The 22,679-nt window shown below is 47.8% G+C and carries 22 protein-coding genes; 8 read left to right on the top strand and 14 right to left on the bottom strand.

Annotated elements, in window-relative coordinates; genetic code table 11:
- Window positions 1-106 precede the first annotated feature (106 nt).
- Window positions 107-313 carry a cold-shock protein gene (locus CWI78_RS06820; protein ID WP_011233297.1) on the top strand — a complete coding sequence of 69 codons (207 nt, stop codon included), beginning with the start codon at window positions 107-109 and terminating at the stop codon, window positions 311-313.
- Between the two features lie 178 nt (window positions 314-491).
- On the top strand, window positions 492-2,063 hold the full coding sequence (locus CWI78_RS06825; protein WP_126781527.1) for a methyl-accepting chemotaxis protein: 1,572 nt from the start codon (window positions 492-494) through the stop codon (window positions 2,061-2,063).
- On the opposite strand, the gene cysE is transcribed toward CWI78_RS06825, so the two are convergent.
- From cysE to CWI78_RS06845, 4 genes are all read right to left on the bottom strand, one after another.
- Window positions 2,060-2,884, bottom strand: a complete 825-nt coding sequence (gene cysE / locus CWI78_RS06830; RefSeq protein WP_126781529.1) for a serine O-acetyltransferase — start codon at window positions 2,882-2,884, stop codon at window positions 2,060-2,062. The two genes, CWI78_RS06825 and cysE, sit on opposite strands and share 4 nt — an antisense overlap.
- Before the next feature lie 9 nt (window positions 2,885-2,893).
- Window positions 2,894-3,352: a DUF2489 domain-containing protein gene (locus CWI78_RS06835; RefSeq protein ID WP_126781531.1), complete on the bottom strand. Its 459-nt coding sequence runs from the start codon at window positions 3,350-3,352 to the stop codon at window positions 2,894-2,896.
- A gap of 2 nt (window positions 3,353-3,354) precedes the next feature.
- Window positions 3,355-3,765 (bottom strand): GTPase-activating protein, encoded by a 411-nt coding sequence (locus CWI78_RS06840; protein WP_126781532.1) that lies wholly within the window; start codon window positions 3,763-3,765, stop codon window positions 3,355-3,357.
- Between the two features lie 637 nt (window positions 3,766-4,402).
- Entirely contained in the window at window positions 4,403-5,029 is a 627-nt protein-coding gene (locus CWI78_RS06845) for a c-type cytochrome (protein WP_126781534.1), read from the bottom strand.
- Window positions 5,030-5,224: 195 nt separating this feature from the next.
- Here CWI78_RS06845 and yihA point away from each other — a divergent pair, with 195 nt between their 5' ends.
- Entirely contained in the window at window positions 5,225-5,845 is a 621-nt protein-coding gene (gene yihA / locus CWI78_RS06850) for a ribosome biogenesis GTP-binding protein YihA/YsxC (RefSeq protein ID WP_126781707.1), read from the top strand.
- Window positions 5,832-6,749, top strand: coding sequence for a DMT family transporter (locus CWI78_RS06855; RefSeq protein WP_126781536.1), 918 nt, complete (start codon window positions 5,832-5,834; stop codon window positions 6,747-6,749). The genes yihA and CWI78_RS06855 overlap by 14 nt, the downstream gene beginning before the upstream one ends.
- A 121-nt stretch (window positions 6,750-6,870) precedes the next feature.
- Here CWI78_RS06855 and polA read toward each other — a convergent pair whose 3' ends face one another.
- The 7 genes from polA to dprA form a co-directional block, all read right to left on the bottom strand.
- Entirely contained in the window at window positions 6,871-9,636 is a 2,766-nt protein-coding gene (gene polA, locus CWI78_RS06860; protein WP_126781538.1) for a DNA polymerase I, read from the bottom strand.
- Window positions 9,637-10,035: 399 nt separating this feature from the next.
- Complete coding sequence (gene aroE, locus CWI78_RS06865) at window positions 10,036-10,875, bottom strand: shikimate dehydrogenase (protein WP_126781540.1); 840 nt, start codon at window positions 10,873-10,875, stop codon at window positions 10,036-10,038.
- A complete protein-coding gene (gene hemF / locus CWI78_RS06870; RefSeq protein WP_126781542.1) occupies window positions 10,872-11,786 on the bottom strand; it encodes an oxygen-dependent coproporphyrinogen oxidase in 915 nt (304 codons plus the stop codon). Before hemF ends, aroE begins: the two co-directional genes overlap by 4 nt.
- Window positions 11,779-12,339 (bottom strand): L-threonylcarbamoyladenylate synthase type 1 TsaC, encoded by a 561-nt coding sequence (gene tsaC, locus CWI78_RS06875; protein WP_126781544.1) that lies wholly within the window; start codon window positions 12,337-12,339, stop codon window positions 11,779-11,781. Before tsaC ends, hemF begins: the two co-directional genes overlap by 8 nt.
- A 27-nt stretch (window positions 12,340-12,366) precedes the next feature.
- Window positions 12,367-12,879, bottom strand: a complete 513-nt coding sequence (locus CWI78_RS06880) for a DNA topoisomerase family protein (RefSeq protein ID WP_126781546.1) — start codon at window positions 12,877-12,879, stop codon at window positions 12,367-12,369.
- A complete protein-coding gene (locus CWI78_RS06885; RefSeq protein ID WP_126781548.1) occupies window positions 12,879-13,352 on the bottom strand; it encodes a DUF494 family protein in 474 nt (157 codons plus the stop codon). Before CWI78_RS06885 ends, CWI78_RS06880 begins: the two co-directional genes overlap by 1 nt.
- 3 nt (window positions 13,353-13,355) lie before the next feature.
- The gene (gene dprA, locus CWI78_RS06890) at window positions 13,356-14,393 is read right to left on the bottom strand and encodes a DNA-processing protein DprA (protein ID WP_244213088.1); all 1,038 of its coding nucleotides are present in this window, start codon (window positions 14,391-14,393) and stop codon (window positions 13,356-13,358) included.
- Window positions 14,394-14,455: 62 nt separating this feature from the next.
- Between dprA and def the strand changes: the two genes are divergently transcribed.
- From def to trkA, 4 genes are read left to right on the top strand one after another with little or no spacing between them, the layout of a single operon-like run.
- Window positions 14,456-14,980, top strand: coding sequence for a peptide deformylase (gene def / locus CWI78_RS06895; protein ID WP_126781550.1), 525 nt, complete (start codon window positions 14,456-14,458; stop codon window positions 14,978-14,980).
- Window positions 14,980-15,930 carry a methionyl-tRNA formyltransferase gene (fmt, locus tag CWI78_RS06900; RefSeq protein WP_126781552.1) on the top strand — a complete coding sequence of 317 codons (951 nt, stop codon included), beginning with the start codon at window positions 14,980-14,982 and terminating at the stop codon, window positions 15,928-15,930. Before def ends, fmt begins: the two co-directional genes overlap by 1 nt.
- Entirely contained in the window at window positions 15,927-17,255 is a 1,329-nt protein-coding gene (gene rsmB / locus CWI78_RS06905; protein WP_126781554.1) for a 16S rRNA (cytosine(967)-C(5))-methyltransferase RsmB, read from the top strand. Before fmt ends, rsmB begins: the two co-directional genes overlap by 4 nt.
- Window positions 17,252-18,628 (top strand): Trk system potassium transporter TrkA, encoded by a 1,377-nt coding sequence (trkA, locus tag CWI78_RS06910; RefSeq protein WP_126781556.1) that lies wholly within the window; start codon window positions 17,252-17,254, stop codon window positions 18,626-18,628. Before rsmB ends, trkA begins: the two co-directional genes overlap by 4 nt.
- On the opposite strand, the gene CWI78_RS06915 is transcribed toward trkA, so the two are convergent.
- From CWI78_RS06915 to CWI78_RS06925, 3 genes are read right to left on the bottom strand one after another with little or no spacing between them, the layout of a single operon-like run.
- Complete coding sequence (locus CWI78_RS06915; protein ID WP_126781558.1) at window positions 18,625-19,242, bottom strand: YigZ family protein; 618 nt, start codon at window positions 19,240-19,242, stop codon at window positions 18,625-18,627. The genes trkA and CWI78_RS06915 overlap by 4 nt on opposite strands.
- Window positions 19,235-20,593, bottom strand: coding sequence for a Xaa-Pro dipeptidase (gene pepQ / locus CWI78_RS06920; protein ID WP_126781560.1), 1,359 nt, complete (start codon window positions 20,591-20,593; stop codon window positions 19,235-19,237). Before pepQ ends, CWI78_RS06915 begins: the two co-directional genes overlap by 8 nt.
- Window positions 20,594-20,604: 11 nt before the next feature.
- Window positions 20,605-22,554 carry a transglycosylase SLT domain-containing protein gene (locus CWI78_RS06925; RefSeq protein WP_126781562.1) on the bottom strand — a complete coding sequence of 650 codons (1,950 nt, stop codon included), beginning with the start codon at window positions 22,552-22,554 and terminating at the stop codon, window positions 20,605-20,607.
- Window positions 22,555-22,679: the final 125 nt, after the last annotated feature.

Consider the following 22,679-nt stretch of genomic DNA (forward strand, 5'->3'; position numbering starts at 1 on the left):
TTTTTTACGAAGTCCTTTTTGCTGTACCTCGTTTTGTAAGTCCAAGTAATACCTAAGTTTTTTGAGCAATACATTGATTTCAACATGCACTACGAGGAATATCAGCATGTCTACTACTACTGGTAAAGTAAAATTCTTTAACGAAGCTAAAGGCTTCGGTTTCATCGAACAAGAAAACGGCGCAGACGTTTTCGTACATTTCAGCGCTATTCAGTCTGACGGTTTCAAAACTCTGGCAGAAGGCCAGCAAGTTTCTTTCACCGTAGCTCAAGGTCCTAAAGGCCCACAAGCTGAAAACGTAGTTCCTATGTAAGGAACCTTCAGTGCCCTTTTGGGTGCCGAACGTTTACACAAAGAATTTCAAAAACGTCGCTTTTAGCGGCGTTTTTTTATGCAACCAACGTTTTATTTTATCCTCACTCTAAACTTTCCTCGCCAAAATACGATAACCTTATAAACATTAATGTTAATAAAATTATCGAAAGGCGCTTATGAAGAATAATGGTCCGGTTACAGGAAAGGAAAGCCGCTTTCCAGACCACTATCGACTGATATCCTCCACGGATCTGAAAGGGGTCATCACTCACTGCAACGAAGACTTCGCTACTGTCAGTGGTTATACCCGAGATGAACTGATCGGTTCTCCGCACAATCTCTTGCGTCACCCCGATATGCCTGGTGGCGTGTTTGAGCAAATGTGGAAAACTATTAAGCGTGGCAAACCATGGATGGGGTTAGTTAAAAACCGCTGTAAAAATGGCGACCACTACTGGGTCAGTGCTTATGTCACACCTATTGTGGAAAATGGTAAGCCCGTTGGGTTTGAATCCGTCCGCGTTGCAGCGTCAGATAACCGTAAAAAACGAGCTCAGGACGTTTATGACCGTCTAAACGCGGGGAAACACGCGATACCCTTAAGTAAACGTTTATGGTTAGGCAGCAAAGATTTAATGCCTATTGTGGCTCCGGGTCTTATTGGCAGTGCCGTGATAGCCACAATGGGTGAGCCTGTATCAGCCCTTATTGCCTTAGTCGCTACGGGCGTGACAACCTTCGCTTATAGCGCTTATATCGGTCGCATGCTGCAGGGTTTATTAACATTACGTCCCGAAGCCTTCGATTCGGAATTAGTTGGCATGACTTATTTCGATAAGCAAGGACGCGAAGCTAAGTTGGCAATGCAGTTAGTCAGTGAAGGTGCGCGTAATCAGACAGCATTAAGCCGGATAAAAGATGCCGTCGGAGGCTTGTTAAAGGTCGCCGGCGATACCTACGATCAAGCACAACTCAGTAAACAGTACGTAGACAAGCAAACAGCCGCAACCGAACAGACAGCGACGGCTATGAATGAGATGGCGTCCGCTATTCAGGAAGTTGCAGACACGGTTGAGCGAAATGCGCAACAAGCCGAGTCAGCCAAAGCTAATGTTGATGAAAGTGTCGGGCTGGCAAGAGAGGCAAGCGAAGTTATTGTCAGGCTACATGATGCCGTCAAACAAATAGCCGAAACCGTTAAAGAACTGGATCACTCCACCGGCGCTATCGGCGAAGCCGCCGATTTGATCTCATCCATTGCAGACCAAACAAACCTATTAGCATTGAACGCTGCAATAGAGGCCGCTCGCGCTGGCGAGCATGGCCGAGGTTTCTCAGTCGTTGCTGATGAGGTCCGCTCACTAGCTTCAAGGACAACCCAGTCTACAGAAGGCATTCACAAAGTGATTCAGCAGCTACGTGACCGCGCGAGTAATGCCGTAGAAGTATCGAAGCAAGGTGAGCAGGCTGCAGCAGAGGGCGTTGAAAAAGTTCGTATGGCAGATAGCGCACTTGGCGAAATATCAACAGCCATTCAGGACATTTCAGATATGTCCTCTCAAATGGCCTCTGCCGTCGAAGAGCAAAGCGGTGTTGCCGAACATATCAGTGAGCAAATTACCGAAATTGCCGACACCGCACGCCATACTCAACAGACAGCGGAACAAACACAGAGCTCAAGCAACGAGCTGCAAAGTACCAGCAAGCAGCTTTATTCATTGATTGAGCGCTTTAATCTAAAAAGTTAAGAGCTCTTCTTATCAGCCGCAGTATCATCTTTATGAGCGCGCCGTTTCGCGGCGCGTTCACTCTCTTCCAGAAACTCGACATCATCCATATCGACTTCCGGAATTTCACCGCAAACATCCCCACCCAGTTTATTCACTGCCTGACAGAGGTCAGAGACTTTATTATCCAACATCTGCACATGGTCAAGCATACGTCCTATTGCCGTAGCGACCGGGTCGGGGTTATCTGCCGAGATAGCGTAAGCATCAAAGCCGTACTCTTTTGCCATTTTCTTACGGCGCTCGGTGGTTTCCTGGTCTACCCCCGACTGAGCGACTCGCGCAGGAATACCCACGACCGTTGTTAGCTCAGGGACATCCCGCACAACCACAGCATTAGAGCCAATACGCGCAGATTTTCCCACAGTAACAGGGCCCAGTACTTTAGCTCCGGCGCCAATAACAACACCGTCTTTTAAGGTTGGATGCCGCTTACCTTTATTCCAACTGGTACCGCCAAGGGTCACGCCATGATACAACGTCACATCGTCCCCAATTTCTGCCGTTTCTCCAATAACCACACCCATGCCATGGTCGATAAAAAAACGACGGCCGATTTTTGCGCCCGGGTGGATCTCGATTCCAGTTAACCAACGGGACAGATTAGACACGAAACGGGCTAACCAGTATAACTTCCATCCCCAAAGCTTGTGACTTATACGATGAAACCAAGTGGCATGAAGCCCTGGGTAATGGAATAGCACTTCCATTGTATTACGCGCTGCCGGATCTCTTGCAAAAACGCTGGCAATATCTTCTTTTACACCTTTTAAAAACGGCATGCCGCCTCCTCAGGCCGCTGGGAATTGCTTCAGTAACTTATCAACGTCTGCAAGAATAATGTCCCGCATCGATTTTTCATAGCCTTCACGCTCATCGTCCATCTCCCGAACTTTCTTTTTAGGAAACTTTTTCCGCGATTCGTGCGTCGGCATATGTTTAATTTTCTCATACATATCATGCATAGCCGGGTAGTCTTGTGAATAGTCGTATTCAACCGCTTCCGGCCGATGATCAAGCAAAACAACGATGCGCAAACAGCCCTCAGATAAAGGACATTGTTCCTGCTGCATTGCCTTTGCAATGGTAATGATGCTCTCATCGATACGGTCGACACGCTTCTGTACAGCCGATTCACGTGCTTCAGTCTGCCCTCGCAAACGCAACAGTAAGGTTGCAGCATACCACCCCAGAGCCAAAATAATGACTATACCTATTATGGCAAAAATCCAATTGAGTTCGCTGGACATTATTACTCCTCGTCATCCCATTCTTCATCGAGTTCATAACCCAGTTTGGCAATCAACTGCTCATAACGCTCAGACTTTTCATCAAGGTAGCGCTGCTCTTCTGCAGTCAGAGACTCATCGTTTTCAAAACGTTCGACCAGTAATTGAAGCTTTGTGTCTTCCTGTAACTGCTTCAGTTCCTGCTCAGGTGTCATCACCAACGCTACCTTACGGCGGCTGCCATGTCGGGGATCTTTCTCGTCAGCTTTTGTTTTACTTTGCTGCAAAACTTTAGTTGATGAATGTCGTTGACCCGGAGCCTGGCCCTTTCCGATTTTCTTACCCTTAGATGCCGCGTCTGTTGGGCGCGTCTCTCTTGGCGTTTTAGGCTGAGCAAGTGGCCCGGCCTTGCGTGTCTTTTTGCGGCGAGTCATGGTCGCTCCTAAATAAGAACTAATGGGCTCTATTGTAACTCAATAAACGGGATTACGTCAGTGGGGGTCAGTTATTTACAGGTAGGAAGAGGAATCTAAGTTAGAAAGTTCTAAATAATAGCGTTCAGAAAAGAAAAAAGGCGATGCTTTCACATCGCCTGCTTCTCTCATATTATCGGCAGCGCACTGCAACTATGAGAATGGTTGTCACTGCTTCCGAGTTGTTATTGCGGTTTTCCGTAACCTGTCTTTTATTATTGTTATTATTAAATGGAGCAACGACTAGCCTATTGGCTTTACTCCCTGGATTATCGAGAAATAAGATCAAATCTGACTTTTCGATAATCTCCCGACCTCTTGTTATTTTTTTGTGTCGAGTTAGCTGTATTTTTACAGTCTTTTTATTATTTTCTCAAGGGCTTTTGGCATCTTATTTTTGTTTTTTTCTGCCCGTACGGCCCCGGAGCGTTGTTAAGACTACTTGAACCAAATATTAATTCAATGATTTTATTGATCTAAAAAACCACTTTTTTATTACTTTTCGTTAACAATGCGTCAATAATGACTTTTCTTATAACATTATTAATAGGCATAAAAAAAGCGGCTTCAGCCGCTTTTCTCTTCGTCAGGTAGTAACTTAATATAAGCCACTCAAGAACTTAGACAGCAATTCAATTTCTTCATCTGTCATCTTTTCAGTCACACCCTGCATCATTCCGTTCGGATCGTTAGCACGCTCGCCTTTGCGGAACATTTCTAGCTGAGACTTTGTGTAAGCAGCATGTTGGCCGGAAATGTCCGGAAATGCAGCTAATCCCATGCCATTACCTCTAGGTCCGTGACAGCCTGCACATGAAGGCATATTCGTCTCAGGATTACCACGACGATAAAGGTCACGTCCCGATGCGATTAAATCTTCCGGCGTTTCGCCTTTTGGCTCGTCTTGTGACGCAAAGAATGCAGCCAGATCAGCCATGTCTTGCTCAGACAAGGAAGCGACCTGCCCCATCATGACAGGGTTACTACGACCTTCTTCACCACCGGTTTCTGACGCCAGTTTGTAGTCTTTCAGCTGTTTAAGCAGATATTTTTCGTGCTGGCCGGCCAAATGCGGATACATATCGGTCGGAGATTCACCATTGGGTCCATGGCAAGCCGCACAAACTTGCGATTTCTCTTTTCCGGCTTCAGCGTCGCCGCTTTGTGCTACTGCGATACCGGCGGTACCGAAGAAAAGTCCCAAAAAGATTGCGAATTTTTTCATGTTTGCTTCTCTTCTGTTCTGGATGGCGCCACGCGCCCCAATAAATCACCTTAAGCAGGTTGCTATTTTACACAAAACTTGTGTGGATTAAACGATTAAAACCGAATCAATTGCTAAATGATCATTGGAGATACTGCCCGAATACTTCATAATGCGCGTAGACGTTCCGTTTTATCAATAAAAGTGACCTTAATAGTGGCAGACCAGCAATTAGATTACGCATCGGCAAAATTTGTGACCAGTGCCCCGGATATCAGCAAACTGCCTCCGGACACGGGCATCGAAATAGCGTTCGCCGGCCGTTCTAATGCCGGTAAATCGAGTGCGTTAAATACACTGACTCGGCAAAAGTCACTGGCTCGTACCAGTAAGACACCTGGCCGTACACAATTGATCAACGTGTTTGAGCTGGATAGTGGTCAACGCCTTATCGATTTACCCGGATATGGCTTTGCCAAAGTACCGCTGGCAGTGAAAGAAAAGTGGCAACGCTCTTTAAGTGAATATCTTCAGCAAAGAGACAGTCTGAAGGGCATCGTGGTCCTAATGGACATTCGCCACCCCTTTCGCGAAACCGACCAGGAACTCATTTATTGGGCTGTCGATTGCGAGTTACCGGTACTGGTGTTACTAACCAAGGCCGATAAACTGAAACAAGGCGCCCGCAAGTCTACGGTTTTACAAGCGCGACAGGCAGCCATTGCCTTCAACGGCGATGTTCAGGTCGAGGCTTTTTCCTCGTTAAAACGCTTCGGCGTCGAGCAAGTCGAAGAAAAACTCAACCAGTGGTATAGCAAAGAGTATGACGACGAATAACACGCCGCCGCTTAGTGCCTGGTTATTATTAGGCTTACTCGCTTTAATTTGGGGCAGTTCCTTTTTATTAATTAAGAAGGGTTTACTGGCTTTTGGTCCAATGGAAGTTGGGGCTCTACGCATTAGTTCTGCCGGTATCGTGCTAGCTCCCTTTATCGCTCGCCGCCTGAACAAAATCACCCGCAAGCACTGGTTAAAACTGGCCAGTGTTGGCTTGGTCGGCAGTCTAATCCCGGCCTTTATGTTCGCAATAGCACAAACTCAGTTAGCTAGTGGCGTCACCGGGGTTCTCAATGCCTTAACTCCCATAGCCACTCTGGTTATAGGCTCTTTATTCTTCCATCAAAAGGCGCGGGTAGCACAGATTATCGGCGTCGGTATAGGCCTGTTTGGTACCCTGCTTCTGGTTACCGCTTCCGCTAATGGCCGTTGGGATTTCAATCTTTATGCCTTGTTAGTCATGGCAGCAACGGTTTGTTACGGTCTGAATCTGAACCTGATTAAACATAAAATCAGTGATTTATCACCGTTGACCATCACCGGTATATCCCTACTCATGGCTGCGGTTCCTGCCACGGTTTATTTGTTCGCTGGCACAGAATTTATCACTCAGGTTCAACAACCCGGCGCTATGTTGTCGCTATTCTCGGTTTTGGCTTTAGGTATTGCTGGAACGGCCGGTGCTTTGGTTATTTTTAACCACGTTGTGCAATTAACCAATACCGTGTTTACCAGTTCAGTCACTTATCTCATTCCGGTGGTTGCCGTACTACTGGGCGTACTTGACGGTGAAGCGTTCTGGTTACAACAAGGTGTTGGTATGTTGGCAATTCTTGTTGGCGTATGGTTTGCCAACCGTAAAGGTCGCTCTGGTCTTGCCGGTATCCCGCAGAGAGAACAATAAAAAAGCCCGACTAAAAAGCCGGGCCAAAAGTAATCCAGGGAGAACAATTTTTTGAGGGAGGATTAATCCCCTCAATTATTGTGACTAGACCCTTTTTATAAAGTTCACAAAAATCGTAAAATTAATGTGCTTCATCCCAATTATTGCCTTTACCAGCCTCTGCAATAAGTGGCACATCAAGGTTTGCGGCCTTCTCCATGACTTCGGTTAATTGTGCTATATAATCATCCAGCTTAGCTTCCCTTATCTCGAAAACCAGCTCATCGTGAACTTGCATTAACATACGCACATCGTCCTGACATTGATTGCTGTTTATCCAGTCCGCAACTTTCAGCATAGCTTTTTTAATAATGTCAGCTGCCGTTCCCTGCATTGGCGCATTAATGGCTGCTCGCTCAGCACCTTTTCGGCGTGCTCCGTTACTGGCTTTAATATCCGGCAAAGGCAAGCGGCGTCCGAACAGCGTTTTAACATACCCCTGCTCCTTTGCCTGTTTACGCGTATCTTCCATATAACGCAATACACCCGGAAAGCGCTCAAAGTATTTATCCATATAATGCTGAGCTTCATGACGGGCAATTCCCAACTGGCGCGCAAGACCAAAAGCAGACATACCGTAAATTAACCCGAAGTTGACCGCTTTAGCCTGTCGACGCTGATCATCCGTTACCTCGTCAGCTTTGCAACCGAACACCTCACCGGCCGTTGCCCGGTGAATATCCAGACCTTCAGCAAAAGCCTTTAATAAGGACGCATCCTGTGACAGATGCGCCATAATACGCAGTTCAATCTGGCTGTAATCGATAGCGACAATCTTATAGCCTGGTTCCGGAACAAAGGCCTGTCGCACTCTGCGCCCTTCAGCAGTACGAATAGGAATGTTCTGTAAGTTCGGATCGGTCGATGACAAACGGCCCGTTGCGGTAACCGCCTGCTGATAAGAAGTATGCACCCGGCCGGTGTCCGGGTTGATCATCTTCGGCAGCTTATCGGTATAAGTCGATTTTAGCTTCGACAAACTTCGGTGCTGCAAAATAACATCCGGTAAAGGATAGTCATGCGCCAATTCATGCAAGACTTCCTCAGCCGTCGAGGGAGCCCCTTTCGGGGTTTTCTTAACGACTGGCAGCTCCAGCTTTTCAAAAAAGATTCGTTGCAGCTGCTTAGTGGAACCTAAGTTGAACTCCTCACCGGCAATCTCAAACGCTTTTTTCTCCAGAGCATCGAGCTTTTCGGTAATTTCCTGACTTTGTTTACCGAGCAAATTTGCGTCAATACGGACGCCATACTGTTCCATATCGCACAATACGGGAACTAACGGTACTTCTATATCGGTGAGTACGCTGTGCAGGTCGCTGCCAACATCTTTGACCTTACTCCAGAGTACCTCGTGCAATCGAAAAGTAATGTCTGCATCTTCCGCCGCATACGGCCCTGCCTGCTCCAAATCAATTTGATTAAACGTTAATTGCTTTGCACCCTTTCCGGCAATCTCTTCAAAACTGATGGTTTTATGATTCAGGTAATGCAGACTCAAAGTATCCATGTCATGCCGTGAACCGACACTGTTAAATACATAAGATGCCAGCATGGTGTCATTCAGAATTCCACCTAACCGAATATCATAGCGACGCAAAATATGAGCATCATACTTTAGGTTCTGGCCAACTTTTTGCGGTTTATCGGCTTCAAGCAGTGGCTTCAGTTGCTCCAGCAACCAGTCACGACCCACTTGCTCAGGCGCGTCCATATAGTCATGGCCAACCGGAATATAGACCGCTTCGCCGGGTGCCATCGCTAATGACACACCAACAAGTTCCGCCTGCATATAATTCAGGCTGGTTGTTTCCGTATCAAAAGCAAAAAAGTCACTTTTCTTCAGCGAGGTTAAATAATCACTGACTTCCTTTTCCGTCATTAAGACACGATAAGCCTCCCGGTTAATATCGCTAACGGGCTTTTCACCATCGGTATCGCCTAACGCCTGATCGGTTGCGGCACCGCTTTCCATGAGCTCACCGAGCCAGCGGCGGAATTCACAACGACCGTATAGCTCAGCCAGCTTTTCGCTATCCGCCGTTTGTATGGTGAGCTTCTCCGGCTCCAGTTCCATAGCGACATCAAGCTTAATGGTCGCCAGCTCACGCGACATCAGTAACTGATCTTTGTATTCATTAAGCTTAGCCGGCATAGACTTAGCGCCACGGAACGACAGCTCAGTTACAGCGTCAACGTTCTCGTAAATAGCGTCAATGCTCGGAATACTCTGCAGCATAGCCTGTGCCGTTTTCTCTCCCACCTTAGGCAATCCCGGAATATTGTCCGAGCTATCGCCCATTAGGGCCAAGTAATCAATAATTTGATTGGGTTTAACACCAAACTTTTTCTCAACGCCTGCAGGGTCTAATAACGTGTCAGTCATGGTATTAATGAGCATGACATGCTCATTAACAAGCTGCGCCATGTCTTTATCACCTGTACTGATCAGCGTAAACCGCCCTTCTTCCCCAGCTTGTCGCGCTAAGGTACCGATAACGTCATCCGCTTCAACATCGTCAACGCATAGCAATGGCAGTCCCATTGCCTGAACAATATCGTGCAGAACTTTAATCTGTGAACGCAAGTCGTCCGGCATAGGCGGCCGGTTGGCTTTGTATTCTTCATAGATATCGCTGCGAAATGTCTTGCCTTTGGCATCAAAAACAACCGCCATATGACTAGGTTTATAGCGTTTTAGCAAGCTCCGCAACATGTTAACGACGCCGTAAATAGCTCCGGTCGGTTCGCCTTTAGAATTGGTTAAATGCGGTGGCGCATGAAAAGCGCGAAACAAATAAGAGGAACCATCGACAAGAATAAACGGATTTTCTGGAACAGATGTGGCCATAGTTTAAAACCTAAGTTAAGCGTTACCTATAGGATGCCACAGAACAGCAATTCAGACCACTGAACAGACTGTGCATAACCTGTTAACAACTCTGTTAACAACGATCTATTCCACAGCTGGAAATTGAGATTTCCCCGTGTCTGAATTTTACTTAAGTTATTGATAGTGTGGGATTTAAAACGACAGGCATCCCTAAATGCCTTTTACTTTTTCTTATTATGCTTCACTGTGGAAACTATTCTGTTTACGTCCTGAAATGGAAGGAAATGCATCGTAAACAGGTCAGACAGATTACCACAAAATCAGCAATGATCTACTGACAAATTCAGTTTTTTTATAACCTTTTGTTCCGCATTTTTCTTTACTTATAAAAAGCTCGGAAAAGTCCTTTTCAATCAATTAACTAGACTTTCTCAATTCGGACATAACAGATGTGGTATCCGGACGCTCACCACCCATCCAAAGTTGATAGGAAGAGGCCGCCTGTTCCACCAGCATGCCCAGGCCATCACTCACTTTTTTACACCCAACCTGGGTTAGCTGATGCATAAATACGGTGGGTTTCGCAGCGTACATCAAATCATAGCCGCAAGCATCATCTGCAAGTATCGGTGGTAACGTCAGACACTGGCCCGTTAAGCTGCTGCTGGTAGCGTTAATTAATAGCTCTACCGGCTCTTCAATGGCAGAAGCAGACGACAGTACCTGAACTAAATTTGCCTCGGCTAAGCCAAGGGCTTTCAGCTCTGATTTAAGTGCCTCAGCTTTTTCGACAGTACGATTGATCAAATAAAGATGCTTTGGCTGCTGCGCCAGCAATAAAGGCAGTATGCCACGAGCAGAGCCGCCGGCGCCAAAAATAGTAAGTGAGCGCCCACTTACTTTAAACCCCTTATTCTCAAGATCAATAGCAAGCCCTTCACCATCTGTATTATCGCCTACTAGCTGACCTGACTTACTCGAGATGAGGGTGTTCACCGCACCAGCCAACTGCGCTCGCTCGGTTAATTGCGTCACCAACCTTGCCGCGTCTTGCTTAAAAGGCAAAGTGACATTAGCCCCCCGCCCGCCGTGACAGAAAAACTGTGCCACACTCCGCGAGAATCGCCCGGAGGTGGCCAGATAGCGTTGGTAGTTGACGTGCTCTTGTTGAGCCTGCGCAAACAATGAATGAATACGTGGTGACAGACTATGTTCAATGGGGTTTCCGAATACACCCAGCTGAGTTAACGGCTTCATTTCGTCAGCCAGTCTCTGGGTTTCAAATAATAGGATGTCAATTGCTCTTCTGCAGAGTCTGGCTCTGCTTGCCAGTTGTATTCCCAGCGCGCCAGCGGTGGCATCGACATTAAAATGGACTCCGTTCTGCCGCCGGTTTGTAAACCAAACAAGGTTCCGCGGTCCCAGACAAGGTTAAACTCAACATAACGGCCACGGCGATAAAGTTGAAAATCTCTTTGCTGCTGACTATAAGCCAGGCCTTTGCGCCGCTCAACAATAGGAAGGTAAGCTTTAGTAAAAGCATCACCTACTGCTTTTATTACTGCGAAACACTCTTCAAATGCACGATCATTGAGGTCATCAAAGAAAATACCACCGACACCACGCGCTTCATTCCGGTGCTTAAGAAAGAAATAGTCATCACACCAGGCTTTGTATTCTGGATAAAGCTTTTCATCAACTCTGTCCAACGCGTCTTTCGCTTGTTGATGCCACTCAATAATGTCTTCCTCAAAAGGATAAAATGGCGTTAAATCGAACCCACCGCCAAACCACCAAACTGGCTCTTCGCCTTCTTTTTGCGCAATGAAAAAGCGCACATTCATATGCGCAGTCGGCACCATTGGGTTTTCCGGGTGCATGACCAGGGAAACACCACAGGCATTAAAATCGCGCCCCTCCAGCTCAGGTCTGTGTGCCGTTGCCGACGCCGGCATCTTTTCGCCATACACATGAGAGAAACCAACACCACCTTGCTCGAAAACCGCACCATTTTTAATGATCCGCGAACGGCCGCCACCGCCACCCGGACGATCCCAGCTGTCTTCCTGGAAGCTCCGTTCACCATCAACCTCCGTCAGTTGTTGGCAAATGGCATCCTGTAATGACATCAGATAACTTTTTACCTGCTTTAAATAATCGTTATGCATCGTCTCTTACAACCTGATTATTGAATGGATTAATAATACGGGTTGGCTTCGCGGCTCCGCCGGTGCTCTCCTCCATGACCCAATCTACGCTGTCGCCGAACTGCTGACGCACTTCTGCAGCGGTGCGGGCAGGCTCCTGGCCGGTTAGGTTGGCACTGGTCGACACCAATGCATGACCGAGTTCACGGCAGAGCTCCCTCACTGGTTCGTGCGCACTCACGCGCACAGCAATCGTCTCGCGGCCACCGGTTAATAAGGACGATACGCCCTTCCTTACCGGCAGAATTAATGTGACAGGTCCTGGCCAATGCGACAAAACACTAAAGCGTTTGTCCTGAGAAATAGCAGAATCTTCAACAAAAGGAAGCAATTGACTGTAGTCAGCAGCAATAAGAATCAAGCCTTTTTCAGCCGGTCGCTGTTTCAGACTTAATAATCGTTGAATCGCTACTTCATTATTTGGATCGCAACCTAATCCAAACACCGCTTCTGTCGGATAGGCGATAATACCGGTTTTTATTGCGTTATGCGCCGCTTCCCATTGATCTGCCATAATTCCTCCTCCACTTAAGGTGTTGAATTATAGCGCGTCCGACTTATAGTCGCATTGCTTTTGCGGACAGACTTTACGAATTCCTGCAGCGGACTTCTTTTTAACCAGCAATGGATATTGGCATTTAGGGCAGGTTTCATCCACCGGCGGTTGATTCACGGTGAACTCACATTTCGGATATTGGTCGCAGGCATAGAAGACGGTGCCGCGTCGTGATGTTTTTTGGTGTAGCTCGCCTACGCTGCATTCAGGGCAAGTAATCGAGCTCTGTTCTTCAGTATTCGGTTCTGTAACAAACTCACATTCGGGGAAGCCACTGCAGCCAACGAACAAACCATAGCGCCCACTTTTTAATTGAAGTTCTTTGCCACATTCCGGGCAGGCAACTCCAAGGTCTTCGGGATCAATTTCAGATTGTTCACGAAGACCCCGTTTATAATCGCAGTCAGGATACCCTGTACAACCTAAAAAGCTGTTATGTCCAACATGTTTAATGACCAGTGGTCGCTCACAACGGGGGCAGCGCTCATCTGATGACATTAATGTAAAGGCCCTTCGGCTTCCTCGAACAATAAGCCTTCCATCTGGTCGTAGGCGGCTTCCTGACCGGGAACATTAAACAGAACCATGAGCACAACCCACTTCAGGTCATCCAGAGTAAAGTTGGCCGTTTCCAGTTCCATCACACGGTCAATAACCACTTCACGAGTGGCGAAATCTAACACACCTAAATTCTCTAAATACATTAGGAAGCCACGACTCTGGCTGTCTAAGCGAGTCATTTCTGCCGCCGTATAAATGCGGGTAGACTGCTGCGGAGCGACATCCAGATAAGATTTGGTTTCCATTTCCTGTAAATCGGCCAAGCGTTCCAGCCACGCCAAAGCCTTCTGGATTTCCTGATGACGGAAACCAGCCCGGGTAAGTTCATTGGTTAACTCATCGTGATCAACCACAACTTCCATTTCGGAATGAATGTAGTTTTCAAACAAGTACATGAGGATATCAAACATACTTTAGCGCCTCCCCACTTTGATATAACCGCCTGGTACGGCTGCCACTAGCCCTTCTAATTCGAGTAACACTATCTTCTCCATGACTTCAGCAACCTCGAGTCCGGACAATTGTACCATGTCATCAATTGTTCGTGGCTCTGAACTCAGACTAGCGAACAATCGATTGTTTGCCAAGCTTTCATCGCGACATTGTACACCTTCTGACACGACACTCTCTGCATCCTCCAGAGAAAACCACTCAAGAATATCCTGCGGCGTGTTAATTAACTTCGCGCCCTGCTGAATCAACCAGTGGCAACCCTGGTGTTCGGGCAACAAAATCGAGCCGGGCACCGCACCTACCTCGCGTCCTTCGTTCAAAGCATGGACTGCTGTTGAAAGCGAACCACTTTTGCGCGCAGCCTCAACGACAACCACGGCCTGACTGATACCACTAATAATACGGTTACGGCGAGGAAAATGATCGATTCTGGCGGTCTGTCCGGGCGGAAACTCAGAAATTAGCAGGCCTTGATGAGCAATAAAGTCCTGTAAGGCTTTGTTTCTTCGCGGGTAATACTGATCAATGCCTGTCCCCAAAACCGCTATTGTCTTTCCTTTATCAGCGGCGGTTTTGTGCGCCTGCGCATCAATACCCATCGCCAGACCACTTATCACGACAATGCCCGCAGCCACCAGGCTCTCACTCAGCCAGTCCGCCACCTGCAATCCGCTGTGAGTCGCTTTTCGACTGCCAACAATAGCCACGCCAACACCTTGCAGCAGCTCTTTACGCCCTCGGTAGTAAAGTAGCCAGGGAGGGTTCGCTATCGCTTTTAAGGACGCCGGATAATCGCTACAGAAGTAGGAAATGACTCCCTGATAGTCAGAATGGCACCAATTCTCAGCGGCTTTTAACCAACGTGGCTCTACCGGTTTTAACGATTGCCCCCATCGCTCTAACAGCACTTGCCAACTGTCGCATTCCCTTGCGGCTTTCTGCACCTTGTTTGATGCACGTGTCATCCCCATTAATACACATAATTCCTGTGTGTTCACAGACTGTCCTTGACCTACCAATTTAAGGTAAACTAAGGGTAGATGAAGATTTGGAGGTTCTAATGGCAAAAATGACGGTTCTGCAATATCCGGACGAACGTTTGCGAAAAGTCGCACAGAAGATTGAAAAGGTAGATGACAATATCCGCTCGGTTATCGACGATATGTTCGAAACCATGTACGAAGAACAGGGTGTAGGCCTTGCGGCAACACAGGTCGACATACATAAGCGATTATTTGTTGCCGACTGCAGCGAAGATCAAAACGAGCCAATGGTGTTTATTAATCCAGAAATTACCGAAGCAGAAGGCCATTTTAAAAACGATGAAGGCTGCCTGTCGTTTCCTGGTGTCTACGCCAAAGTTGAACGCGCAGAAAAAATCACCGTTACCGCACTGGATAAAAATGGCGAACGGTTCAGCCGATCTGCTGAAGGATTACTGGCCATTTGTATTCAGCACGAAATTGATCACTTAAATGGAAAACTCTTTGTAGATTACTTGTCGCCGCTGAAACGTGAGCGAATTCGCAAGAAATTAGAGAAAGAACAGCGCTTAGCAGAGAAATACGCAACGGAAGCACATTAATGCGCATTGTCTTTGCAGGCACGCCCGATTTTGCCGCACAACACTTACAGAGTTTGATAGCTGAGGCTCATCAGATAGTGGGTGTTTATACCCAGCCGGACCGTCCTGCCGGGCGGGGCAAGAAGCCTCAACCCAGCGCCGTTAAAAAATTGGCTATTGAACACCAATTGCCGGTTTATCAACCGGAGTCATTAAAATCCGATGAGTCCCAGGCGACCCTCGCCGAACTCAACCCCGACATCATGGTGGTGGTAGCTTACGGCTTATTGCTCCCGCAAGCTGTCTTAGATATTCCGCCGCAAGGCTGCCTGAATGTCCATGGTTCTTTATTGCCACGTTGGCGAGGCGCTGCGCCTATTCAACGTGCTATTTGGGCTGGTGATTCAGAGTCCGGTGTGTGTGTGATGCAAATGGAAGCCGGTCTGGATACGGGACCGGTGCTGCACGAGGAACGATGCGCAATTAGCCCCGAAGAAACCTCAGCTTCGCTTTATCATAAGCTTGAAGACCTGGGTCCCAAAGCTTTGATTAAGGTATTAGCCAATCTCGACAGTTACCAGAGCCAGGCCAAGCCGCAAAGCGATAGCGAAGCCACCTATGCAAGAAAACTGACAAAGCAGGAAGGCAAAGTTGATTGGACGCAATCAGCCGCTTTTATTGAACGCTGCGTACGTGCATTCAACCCCTGGCCCATGAGTTGGTGCCAGTCAGACAATTTAAAGGATCAACAGAACACAATTAAAATTCATGCGGCGGAACTGGCTCAAGGTGCTAGTAATAAAGGCCCGGGCACCATAATCAACAGCACAAATGAAGGCATCGATGTGGTTACCGGCGACGGCATCTTACGTATCACTCAGGCGCAAATGCCGGGCAAAAAAGTACAGCCGGCCACGACCTTAATTAACGGCTACAGTAACGTGTTTAGCCAAGGGCTAGAATTACAATGAATCACAATGAGAGTTCATCCAATAGTGGGCAGGGTTCACACAGTCGCGCGGCCGCAGCGATGGCCCTGTTTCAGGTATTAGAAAAAGGCGAATCTCTTTCTGCCGCCCTGCCTCATGCAACAAACAAACTCTCTGACGCAGATAAACGACTGGCTAGTGCCATCAGCTACGGCGTTTTACGTGTTCTGCCAAGCCTTAACCGCTTGGTTGGCGCAAAATTAGATAAGCCACTTAAAGGAAAGCTGAAAATACTGCATTACTTATTGCTGGTTGGCGCTTATCAGCTTTACTGTCAGCGAATTAAAGATCACGCAGCGGTCAGTGCAACAGTGGAAGCCGCTCGAGTCATTGGTAAGCGTAATCATAAGGGTCTGGTTAACGGCATATTACGCCAATTATTACGCGAAGCACCAGCTGCCGATGAGTCACAACAGCGTGAACTGCCAGACGACTCAATGCAGAATCACCCTCGCTGGCTGTTTGATGCCATTCAAGCAGATCACCCGGAGCATGCAAGCAAGATTCTGACAGAAAACAACACGCACCCGCCGATGTGGCTGCGAGTGAACCAACGCTTCGCCACTCGCGATGACTATTTACAGCAACTTCAGGACAGCGGCATTGCAGCAAAGGCAGATGACAGCGCAAGCAATGCTATTCAGTTGGATTCGCCCTGTCCAGTTGAAAAGCTCCCCGGTTTTGCCCGAGGCCATGTGTCAGTGCAGGACAGGTCAGCGCAACTTGCTGCAGATCAACTTAATGTTGATGCTTCACACCGTGTACTCGATTGCTGCGCCGCACCCGGCGGTAAGTTACTGCATTTATTAGAGCAACACAGCTTTGAGCAACCGGTTCAGGCTATTGATATCGACCCCAAGCGGCTTGAACGTGTGGATGAAAACCTCGAGCGTGCTGGCTTAAGCGCCGTTATTCACTGCGCTGACGTTGCCTCCACTAATGACTGGTGGGACGGCGAGCCTTTCGACCGTATATTGCTGGATGCCCCCTGCTCGGCCACAGGCGTGATACGTCGCCACCCAGACATTAAATGGCTACGTCGTGCTGAAGACATTAACGAACTAGCACACTTGCAAAACCAAATACTCAGTTCGCTGTGGCCCCTGCTTAAGCCCGGCGGTGAGCTGTTGTATGCAACCTGTTCTATTTTACGGCAAGAGAACCAAACTCAAATTGAGTCTTTTCTCAAACAGCAATCTGGTGCTAGTCTGATACCTATAACTGCAGCGCATGAGACACTGCAGTTGCTTCCCGGTGAATATGGCGGGGATGGTTTCTTTTACGCGAGATTGAAAAAAGCCCAATGAAAATAATCATACTCGGTGTTGGTCAGGTCGGCGGCACATTGGCAGAAAACTTGGTTGGTGAGCGTAACGACATCACCATCGTTGATACCAATAACGACTTACTGGACGATTTGCAGGATAAATATGACTTACGAGTCGTTGTGGGTAACGGCGCTCATCCGGACATATTGCGCAAAGCAGGTGCAGACGACGCAGATTTGCTGATAGCCGTAACCAGTAGCGATGAAACCAATATGATTGCCTGTCAGGTCGCCTACTCCATCTTCAATACGCCCAAAAAAATAGCCAGAATCCGTTCTGAAGAGTACATCCGCTACAAAGATCAGTTATTTCATAACCAGGATGCGCCGGTTGATCACATTATTTCCCCGGAACAGCTGGTTACTAACTACATCAGACGGTTGATTGATTACCCCGGTGCACTTCAGGTTATGGAGTTTGCGAACGGCAGAGCCAGTCTGGTCGCCGTAAAAGCGTATTATGGCGGGAAACTGGTTGGGCATGCGATCTCAACCCTGCGCGAGCACATCCCCAATATCGATACTCGGGTTGCCGCTATTTATCGCCAGGGCAAACCTATCCGCCCCACCGGAACCACCATTATCGAGGCTGACGATGAAGTGTTTTTCATTGCCGATACACGTCATGTCAGTACCGTTATGCAGGAACTGCAAAAGCTTGAAGACAAATACCGCCGAATCATGATTGTTGGTGGCGGTAATATTGGAGCTGGTTTGGCTAAGCAACTGGAAGTCGACCACCGTGTTAAGCTTATTGAGCGTTCCGAAACTCGCGCAGAAGAGCTTTCCCAGAGCCTCGAGCATACATTGATTTTTCGCGGTGACGCCTCCGATCAGAAGCTGCTGGAGGAAGAACACGTAGAAGATATTGACGTTTTCATTGCAGTGACTAACGACGATGAAGCGAACATTATGTCGGCTATGCTGGCTAAGCGCATGGGTGCGCGTAAAACTATGGTGCTTATTCAACGAAGCGCATACGTCGATTTAGTTCAGGGCGGCGAAATTGACATTGCCATATCACCGCAACGCGCAACGGTTTCTGCGTTGCTGACTCACGTACGCCGTGGGGATATCGTTAACGTCTATTCGCTGCGTAAGGGTGCAGCCGAAGCCATCGAGGCAATAGCTCATGGTGACGAAGACACTTCTAAGGTTGTGGGCAAAGCCATTAAAGACATTAAGCTTCCACCGGGAACTACGATTGGCGCCGTTGTTCGTGGGCACGAAGTGCTCATGGCGCACAGCGAGACCATTATTCATTCGGACGATCACGTGATTCTTTTCTTACTGGATAAAAAGTATATTGATCAGGTTGAGAAAGTCTTCCAGCCCAGTGCTATGTTCTTCTAGTCTAGACCTTTCAGCTGCACCCGACCTCGGGTAGCAGCCTGTAATTTTTTCTGCAGCGCTTCAACTTCTAAAGGGCGCAGTAAGACTTTAAGTCGCACACTCTCTTCGTAGTCAGCTGACTCAACTTCAGCCCCGGCTTCAATCAAAAGCGGTTCGACCTCCCCTTGGTCGGTATAAGCAAAGTTTAACTGAAACGCTTGCTTAAATACCCGCAGCTCTGTTTTAAGCTCAGCTAACCCGGCAACGGTCGTATCCGTATAGGCTCGCTGAAGCCCACCAGTACCGAGTTTTACACCGCCGAAATAGCGCACCACAATGACCGTGACCTCACCCACGCCGCTATTCTGAAGCGCCATAAGCATCGGCCGACCTGCGGTTCCCGAGGGCTCTCCGTCATCACTATAAGCCATATTCTGGCTATTATTAGGAGCTGAGAATAAGGAAGCCGAGCAATAATGAGAAGCTTTTGGCCAGCGCTTTCTAACCGCCGCTAAAAACGTCGCAGCGTCTTCAGCATTGCTGGTATGTGCCAGGCACGCAATAAAGCGACTGTTTTTAACTTCTATCTCTACTTCAGCTTCCGATGCCGGAATATCGTAGTCCTGATCAGGCAAGACGGGTAACCTTTTTCACATAAGAATCCAAAGACGTTTGCCGCGTTAGGTTATCATTTCGCTCTCGATAGACCACAATGTTATCTTCGATCCGCACGCCACCAAATGGCTTGAACTCGTCTACCCTCTTCCAATTAACAACATGCTTATTGCGAGAATCAGCCAGCTTTTGCAGTAATGGTTCAATAAAGTAAATGCCGGGTTCAATGGTGTAAACCTGTCGCGGCTCGACAGTACGAGTCGTTCTTAAGGTAAGGTGTCCGGCCGGGGAAGGTATTGGTGTCCCTCGCTCATCGGCCTGAGCAGCGCCAACATCATGCACTTGCAGCCCCAGGGGGTGACCCACTCCATGAGGAAAGAACACCGTAGTAATGCCATCTTCAATCATTTGCTCGGGGCTGCAACGAACAAAACCAAAGGCAAAAAGTACGTTAGCTATTTGCTCGTGAGCCAACTGATGCAAGAAGGGAAACTCAACGCCCGGTTTCATTTTATCAATCAGCGCCAACGTAATTTGGTCAAGTGCCGCTATCAGTTCTTCATATTCATTGTGCTGTTTAGACCAAGTTCGACTAATATCTGCAGCGTAACCACAAACTTCAGCGCCAGCATCGACCAACATAGATTTTAGTGATTCAGGCGACCGTTTATCGGGCAGCCAGTGATGCAGTACACTCGCGTTCCTATTCTGCCCAACAATGTGATTATAAGGCACTTCATTCTGTCCTTGTCGGGTAGCCGCCATATACTTCAATAGACAATCGAATTCAGACTCTCCATCGAAAAAGGCCTTGGCTGCTGCAATGTGTCCCTCCGCAGCAATATGATTTGCTTGCGTTAAACAGGCTATTTCGTAATCCGTTTTAAAGAGTCGGTGATAATGAAAGAAGTGAAGAACCGGATCCGGATTAATGTTCTCGAAACCCAGAGCTTTTGCCACTTCAATGTGCTCGCCCAGGTAGGCAGCATTCTTCTTATCATAAGGAAGCAGTTTTTCAATCGCCTCGGGCGAGTTGATGTGTTCCACGTGGAACTCTTCTAACCAGCGTTCATCTTCTAAACTAGCCGCCGTGTGCCAAAAGTCCGGCGCGCTGAGTAAAACTAGGGTTGGTCGCGCATTAGGTTTTAGAATAACCCAGGCATTAGGAAGCTGGGTTTCGGGGCACCACGCTTTAAAATGAGGGTTAGCACGGAAAGGATAATTCATATCATCCAAAAACCAGCGCTTTTGCTGACCCGAATGAATTGCTAATAAATCTAAGTTTTCTCGTTTAAAGAGTCGCTCAGCGCGAGCCTGGAGTTGCTTTATATGGTCAGAAAATAACGGCCACAAATCTGCTGTCGCAGTCATATTGAATCGCCTTATTCAGTTTCAACAATGGTCATATCAACAACTTGCTCAAACAAATTATCCTCGTTACCACCCAACATCCTATAAATTTGTTGGTAACTCAATACCGCTTTTACATAATCTCGAGTTTCATGGTAAGGGATGGTTTCAACCCATTCATCAGCGTAAACAGGCTCTTCCGGCAGCCACTCTCTCACTCGATAGTACCCAGCATTATAGCTTGCCGTCGCTAATAACCAGTTATTCTCAAAACGGTGCTTCAGGCGACTCAAATAATGAGTTCCTAACCGAACATTAACCGATGGATCGTTTAAACGACGCCAGCTGTTATTTTTCGTATCCAACTGTTTGGCAGTACCGGGTAATATTTGCATTAAACCTCTGGCGCCAGCACTAGAATAGGCGTCGTGACGAAAGTTACTCTCACGCCGGGTAATGGCTAAAGCCCAATTTTGATCAATTCCCGCCGCCTGTGACGCCCGCCCTAGTATGTCTTTATAGGCTAACGGGAAACGAATACCTACAGCGTCAAAATGACCTATTTGCGCTAGTGTCCATATCGCTTGGTCGTGCCAACCCCACTCACTGGCAAGGTACGCTGCAACCTTCTGCTCTTCGCCATCGAGTTGTGTCAACAAATGATTCCATTCTCTTCTTGCATCCACCCAGCGTTCAAGCTGAATGAGTTCGTATGCACGCTGAACACTCGGATGATTTCGCACTTGCTCAAGCTGAACGACACTGACTTCGAGCTTTTCGTGCTCGAGACTCACCGGCTTTTGTAACCTTGCTGACGCCAGAAAACCATAATAATGACGCTCATCAGATAAATCGTCATAAAGTTGCTGAGCAACCAGCGCGTTCCCGGTTATTTCCTGCGTACGCGCAAGCCAGTAACGCCATTGATTCCCCTGCCTGATGGCAACAGGAAGGCTTTGGATGGTATCACGCAGGCCTTCATAGTCTTTGTCTTTAAGGTATATCGCTAAGCGCCACTGCAGAACTCGCTCATTCAATGCATTAACCGGAACACGGTCATGCCAGACACGCGCTTCGGGATGCGACTTCAAACTCAGCGCAACCGCAAACTCTTCTGCTATCTGCTCTTCCTGCTCCTTTGTAAAAGGCAGTTGCGGACTCAGCTTTTTATAGCTGCGCAGAGCAATATTTTCATCTCGCCAAATAAGTTTAGTCAGCGCAAATGTCGTTATTTCGGCTTCCTTCGCAGGGTACCGTCCCTTAAACCAAGCGTTGTCTTCTATGGCCGCGGGCGAATATCGCACCTTATGATAGAACTCACCCAGGTATTGCTGTAACTCTGGTAACAACCCTGTCAGGTAAGGCAGTAACGTTGGGTTACCGTGCTCAGCGGCCAGCTGTAATCGATTCCAAATTTTTGCATCGGTGCGCCCGTCAAGCTTTTCCCATTCCTTTAAAATGGGATCGCAGGCCGACGGCAGCGAAAAACCATGCTCCCAGATAGCATCAACCTGGCGGCGGAACGGTCCTTCACCCAGGCCTTTCTTTCGTTGCGCCTCAATAAACTGGCAGCGATGCGTCAAAGTACCCGGATGCCGAAAGTCGCGAATAAACCGCGCGTGCTCCTCTTGTCCGGCAAGATAAGTTAGCCAGGGTTGTCTTAGCTGCCAGTCGAGAGGTGTGTTGTCATACTTTTCCAGAAAAGCCAGAACTCGGTCTTCGTTAGCCAAGTAACCCACTTGCTCAAGCCGGGTCAGTTCCAGATAAGGAACAAGAGGATAATCGTCCAGCTTCTGTAGTAACTGACGGTACTCATTCAGGCGACCCCGCTTGGCGGCGTACTCAGCCTTTTTAAATAGCTCACGCTGCTGCTCCCGTTGTTCACTATCAACAGGTTCAGACTGGACTGCACCACTGCTAAACAGTGATAACGCGAAAAACAATGGCGCACTGTAACGTATGATAAACGACTGCTTTTTCATTAATTCAAACGCATGTTTAAATAACCGTTGAAAAATTGGCGTATTCGCGCCAAACTCTCTCTACCTTAACCCAAAGCTATAGCAGAATCAGTTTCTTTATAGCAACAAATTAATGGAAGTCGTGG

This window comes from Idiomarina ramblicola (assembly GCF_003987255.1).
Lineage (GTDB): Bacteria > Pseudomonadota > Gammaproteobacteria > Enterobacterales > Alteromonadaceae > Idiomarina > Idiomarina ramblicola.

What these genes read in the sequence shown, in the direction of transcription:
- CWI78_RS06845 (WP_126781534.1), bottom strand. Translation starts at nt 5,029, where the DNA reads ATGAAAAAATTCGCAATCTTTTTGGGACTTTTCTTCGGTACCGCCGGT.
- rsmB (WP_126781554.1), top strand. Translation starts at nt 15,927, where the DNA reads ATGAATCACAATGAGAGTTCATCCAATAGTGGGCAGGGTTCACACAGT.
- CWI78_RS06840 (WP_126781532.1), bottom strand. Translation starts at nt 3,765, where the DNA reads ATGACTCGCCGCAAAAAGACACGCAAGGCCGGGCCACTTGCTCAGCCT.
- tsaC (WP_126781544.1), bottom strand. Translation starts at nt 12,339, where the DNA reads ATGGCAGATCAATGGGAAGCGGCGCATAACGCAATAAAAACCGGTATT.
- cysE (WP_126781529.1), bottom strand. Translation starts at nt 2,884, where the DNA reads ATGCCGTTTTTAAAAGGTGTAAAAGAAGATATTGCCAGCGTTTTTGCA.
- CWI78_RS06855 (WP_126781536.1), top strand. Translation starts at nt 5,832, where the DNA reads ATGACGACGAATAACACGCCGCCGCTTAGTGCCTGGTTATTATTAGGC.
- aroE (WP_126781540.1), bottom strand. Translation starts at nt 10,875, where the DNA reads ATGAAGCCGTTAACTCAGCTGGGTGTATTCGGAAACCCCATTGAACAT.
- def (WP_126781550.1), top strand. Translation starts at nt 14,456, where the DNA reads ATGGCAAAAATGACGGTTCTGCAATATCCGGACGAACGTTTGCGAAAA.
- CWI78_RS06835 (WP_126781531.1), bottom strand. Translation starts at nt 3,352, where the DNA reads ATGTCCAGCGAACTCAATTGGATTTTTGCCATAATAGGTATAGTCATT.
- fmt (WP_126781552.1), top strand. Translation starts at nt 14,980, where the DNA reads ATGCGCATTGTCTTTGCAGGCACGCCCGATTTTGCCGCACAACACTTA.
- trkA (WP_126781556.1), top strand. Translation starts at nt 17,252, where the DNA reads ATGAAAATAATCATACTCGGTGTTGGTCAGGTCGGCGGCACATTGGCA.
- polA (WP_126781538.1), bottom strand. Translation starts at nt 9,636, where the DNA reads ATGGCCACATCTGTTCCAGAAAATCCGTTTATTCTTGTCGATGGTTCC.
- CWI78_RS06825 (WP_126781527.1), top strand. Translation starts at nt 492, where the DNA reads ATGAAGAATAATGGTCCGGTTACAGGAAAGGAAAGCCGCTTTCCAGAC.
- CWI78_RS06880 (WP_126781546.1), bottom strand. Translation starts at nt 12,879, where the DNA reads ATGTCATCAGATGAGCGCTGCCCCCGTTGTGAGCGACCACTGGTCATT.
- CWI78_RS06885 (WP_126781548.1), bottom strand. Translation starts at nt 13,352, where the DNA reads ATGTTTGATATCCTCATGTACTTGTTTGAAAACTACATTCATTCCGAA.
- CWI78_RS06925 (WP_126781562.1), bottom strand. Translation starts at nt 22,554, where the DNA reads ATGAAAAAGCAGTCGTTTATCATACGTTACAGTGCGCCATTGTTTTTC.
- CWI78_RS06820 (WP_011233297.1), top strand. Translation starts at nt 107, where the DNA reads ATGTCTACTACTACTGGTAAAGTAAAATTCTTTAACGAAGCTAAAGGC.
- hemF (WP_126781542.1), bottom strand. Translation starts at nt 11,786, where the DNA reads ATGCATAACGATTATTTAAAGCAGGTAAAAAGTTATCTGATGTCATTA.
- pepQ (WP_126781560.1), bottom strand. Translation starts at nt 20,593, where the DNA reads ATGACTGCGACAGCAGATTTGTGGCCGTTATTTTCTGACCATATAAAG.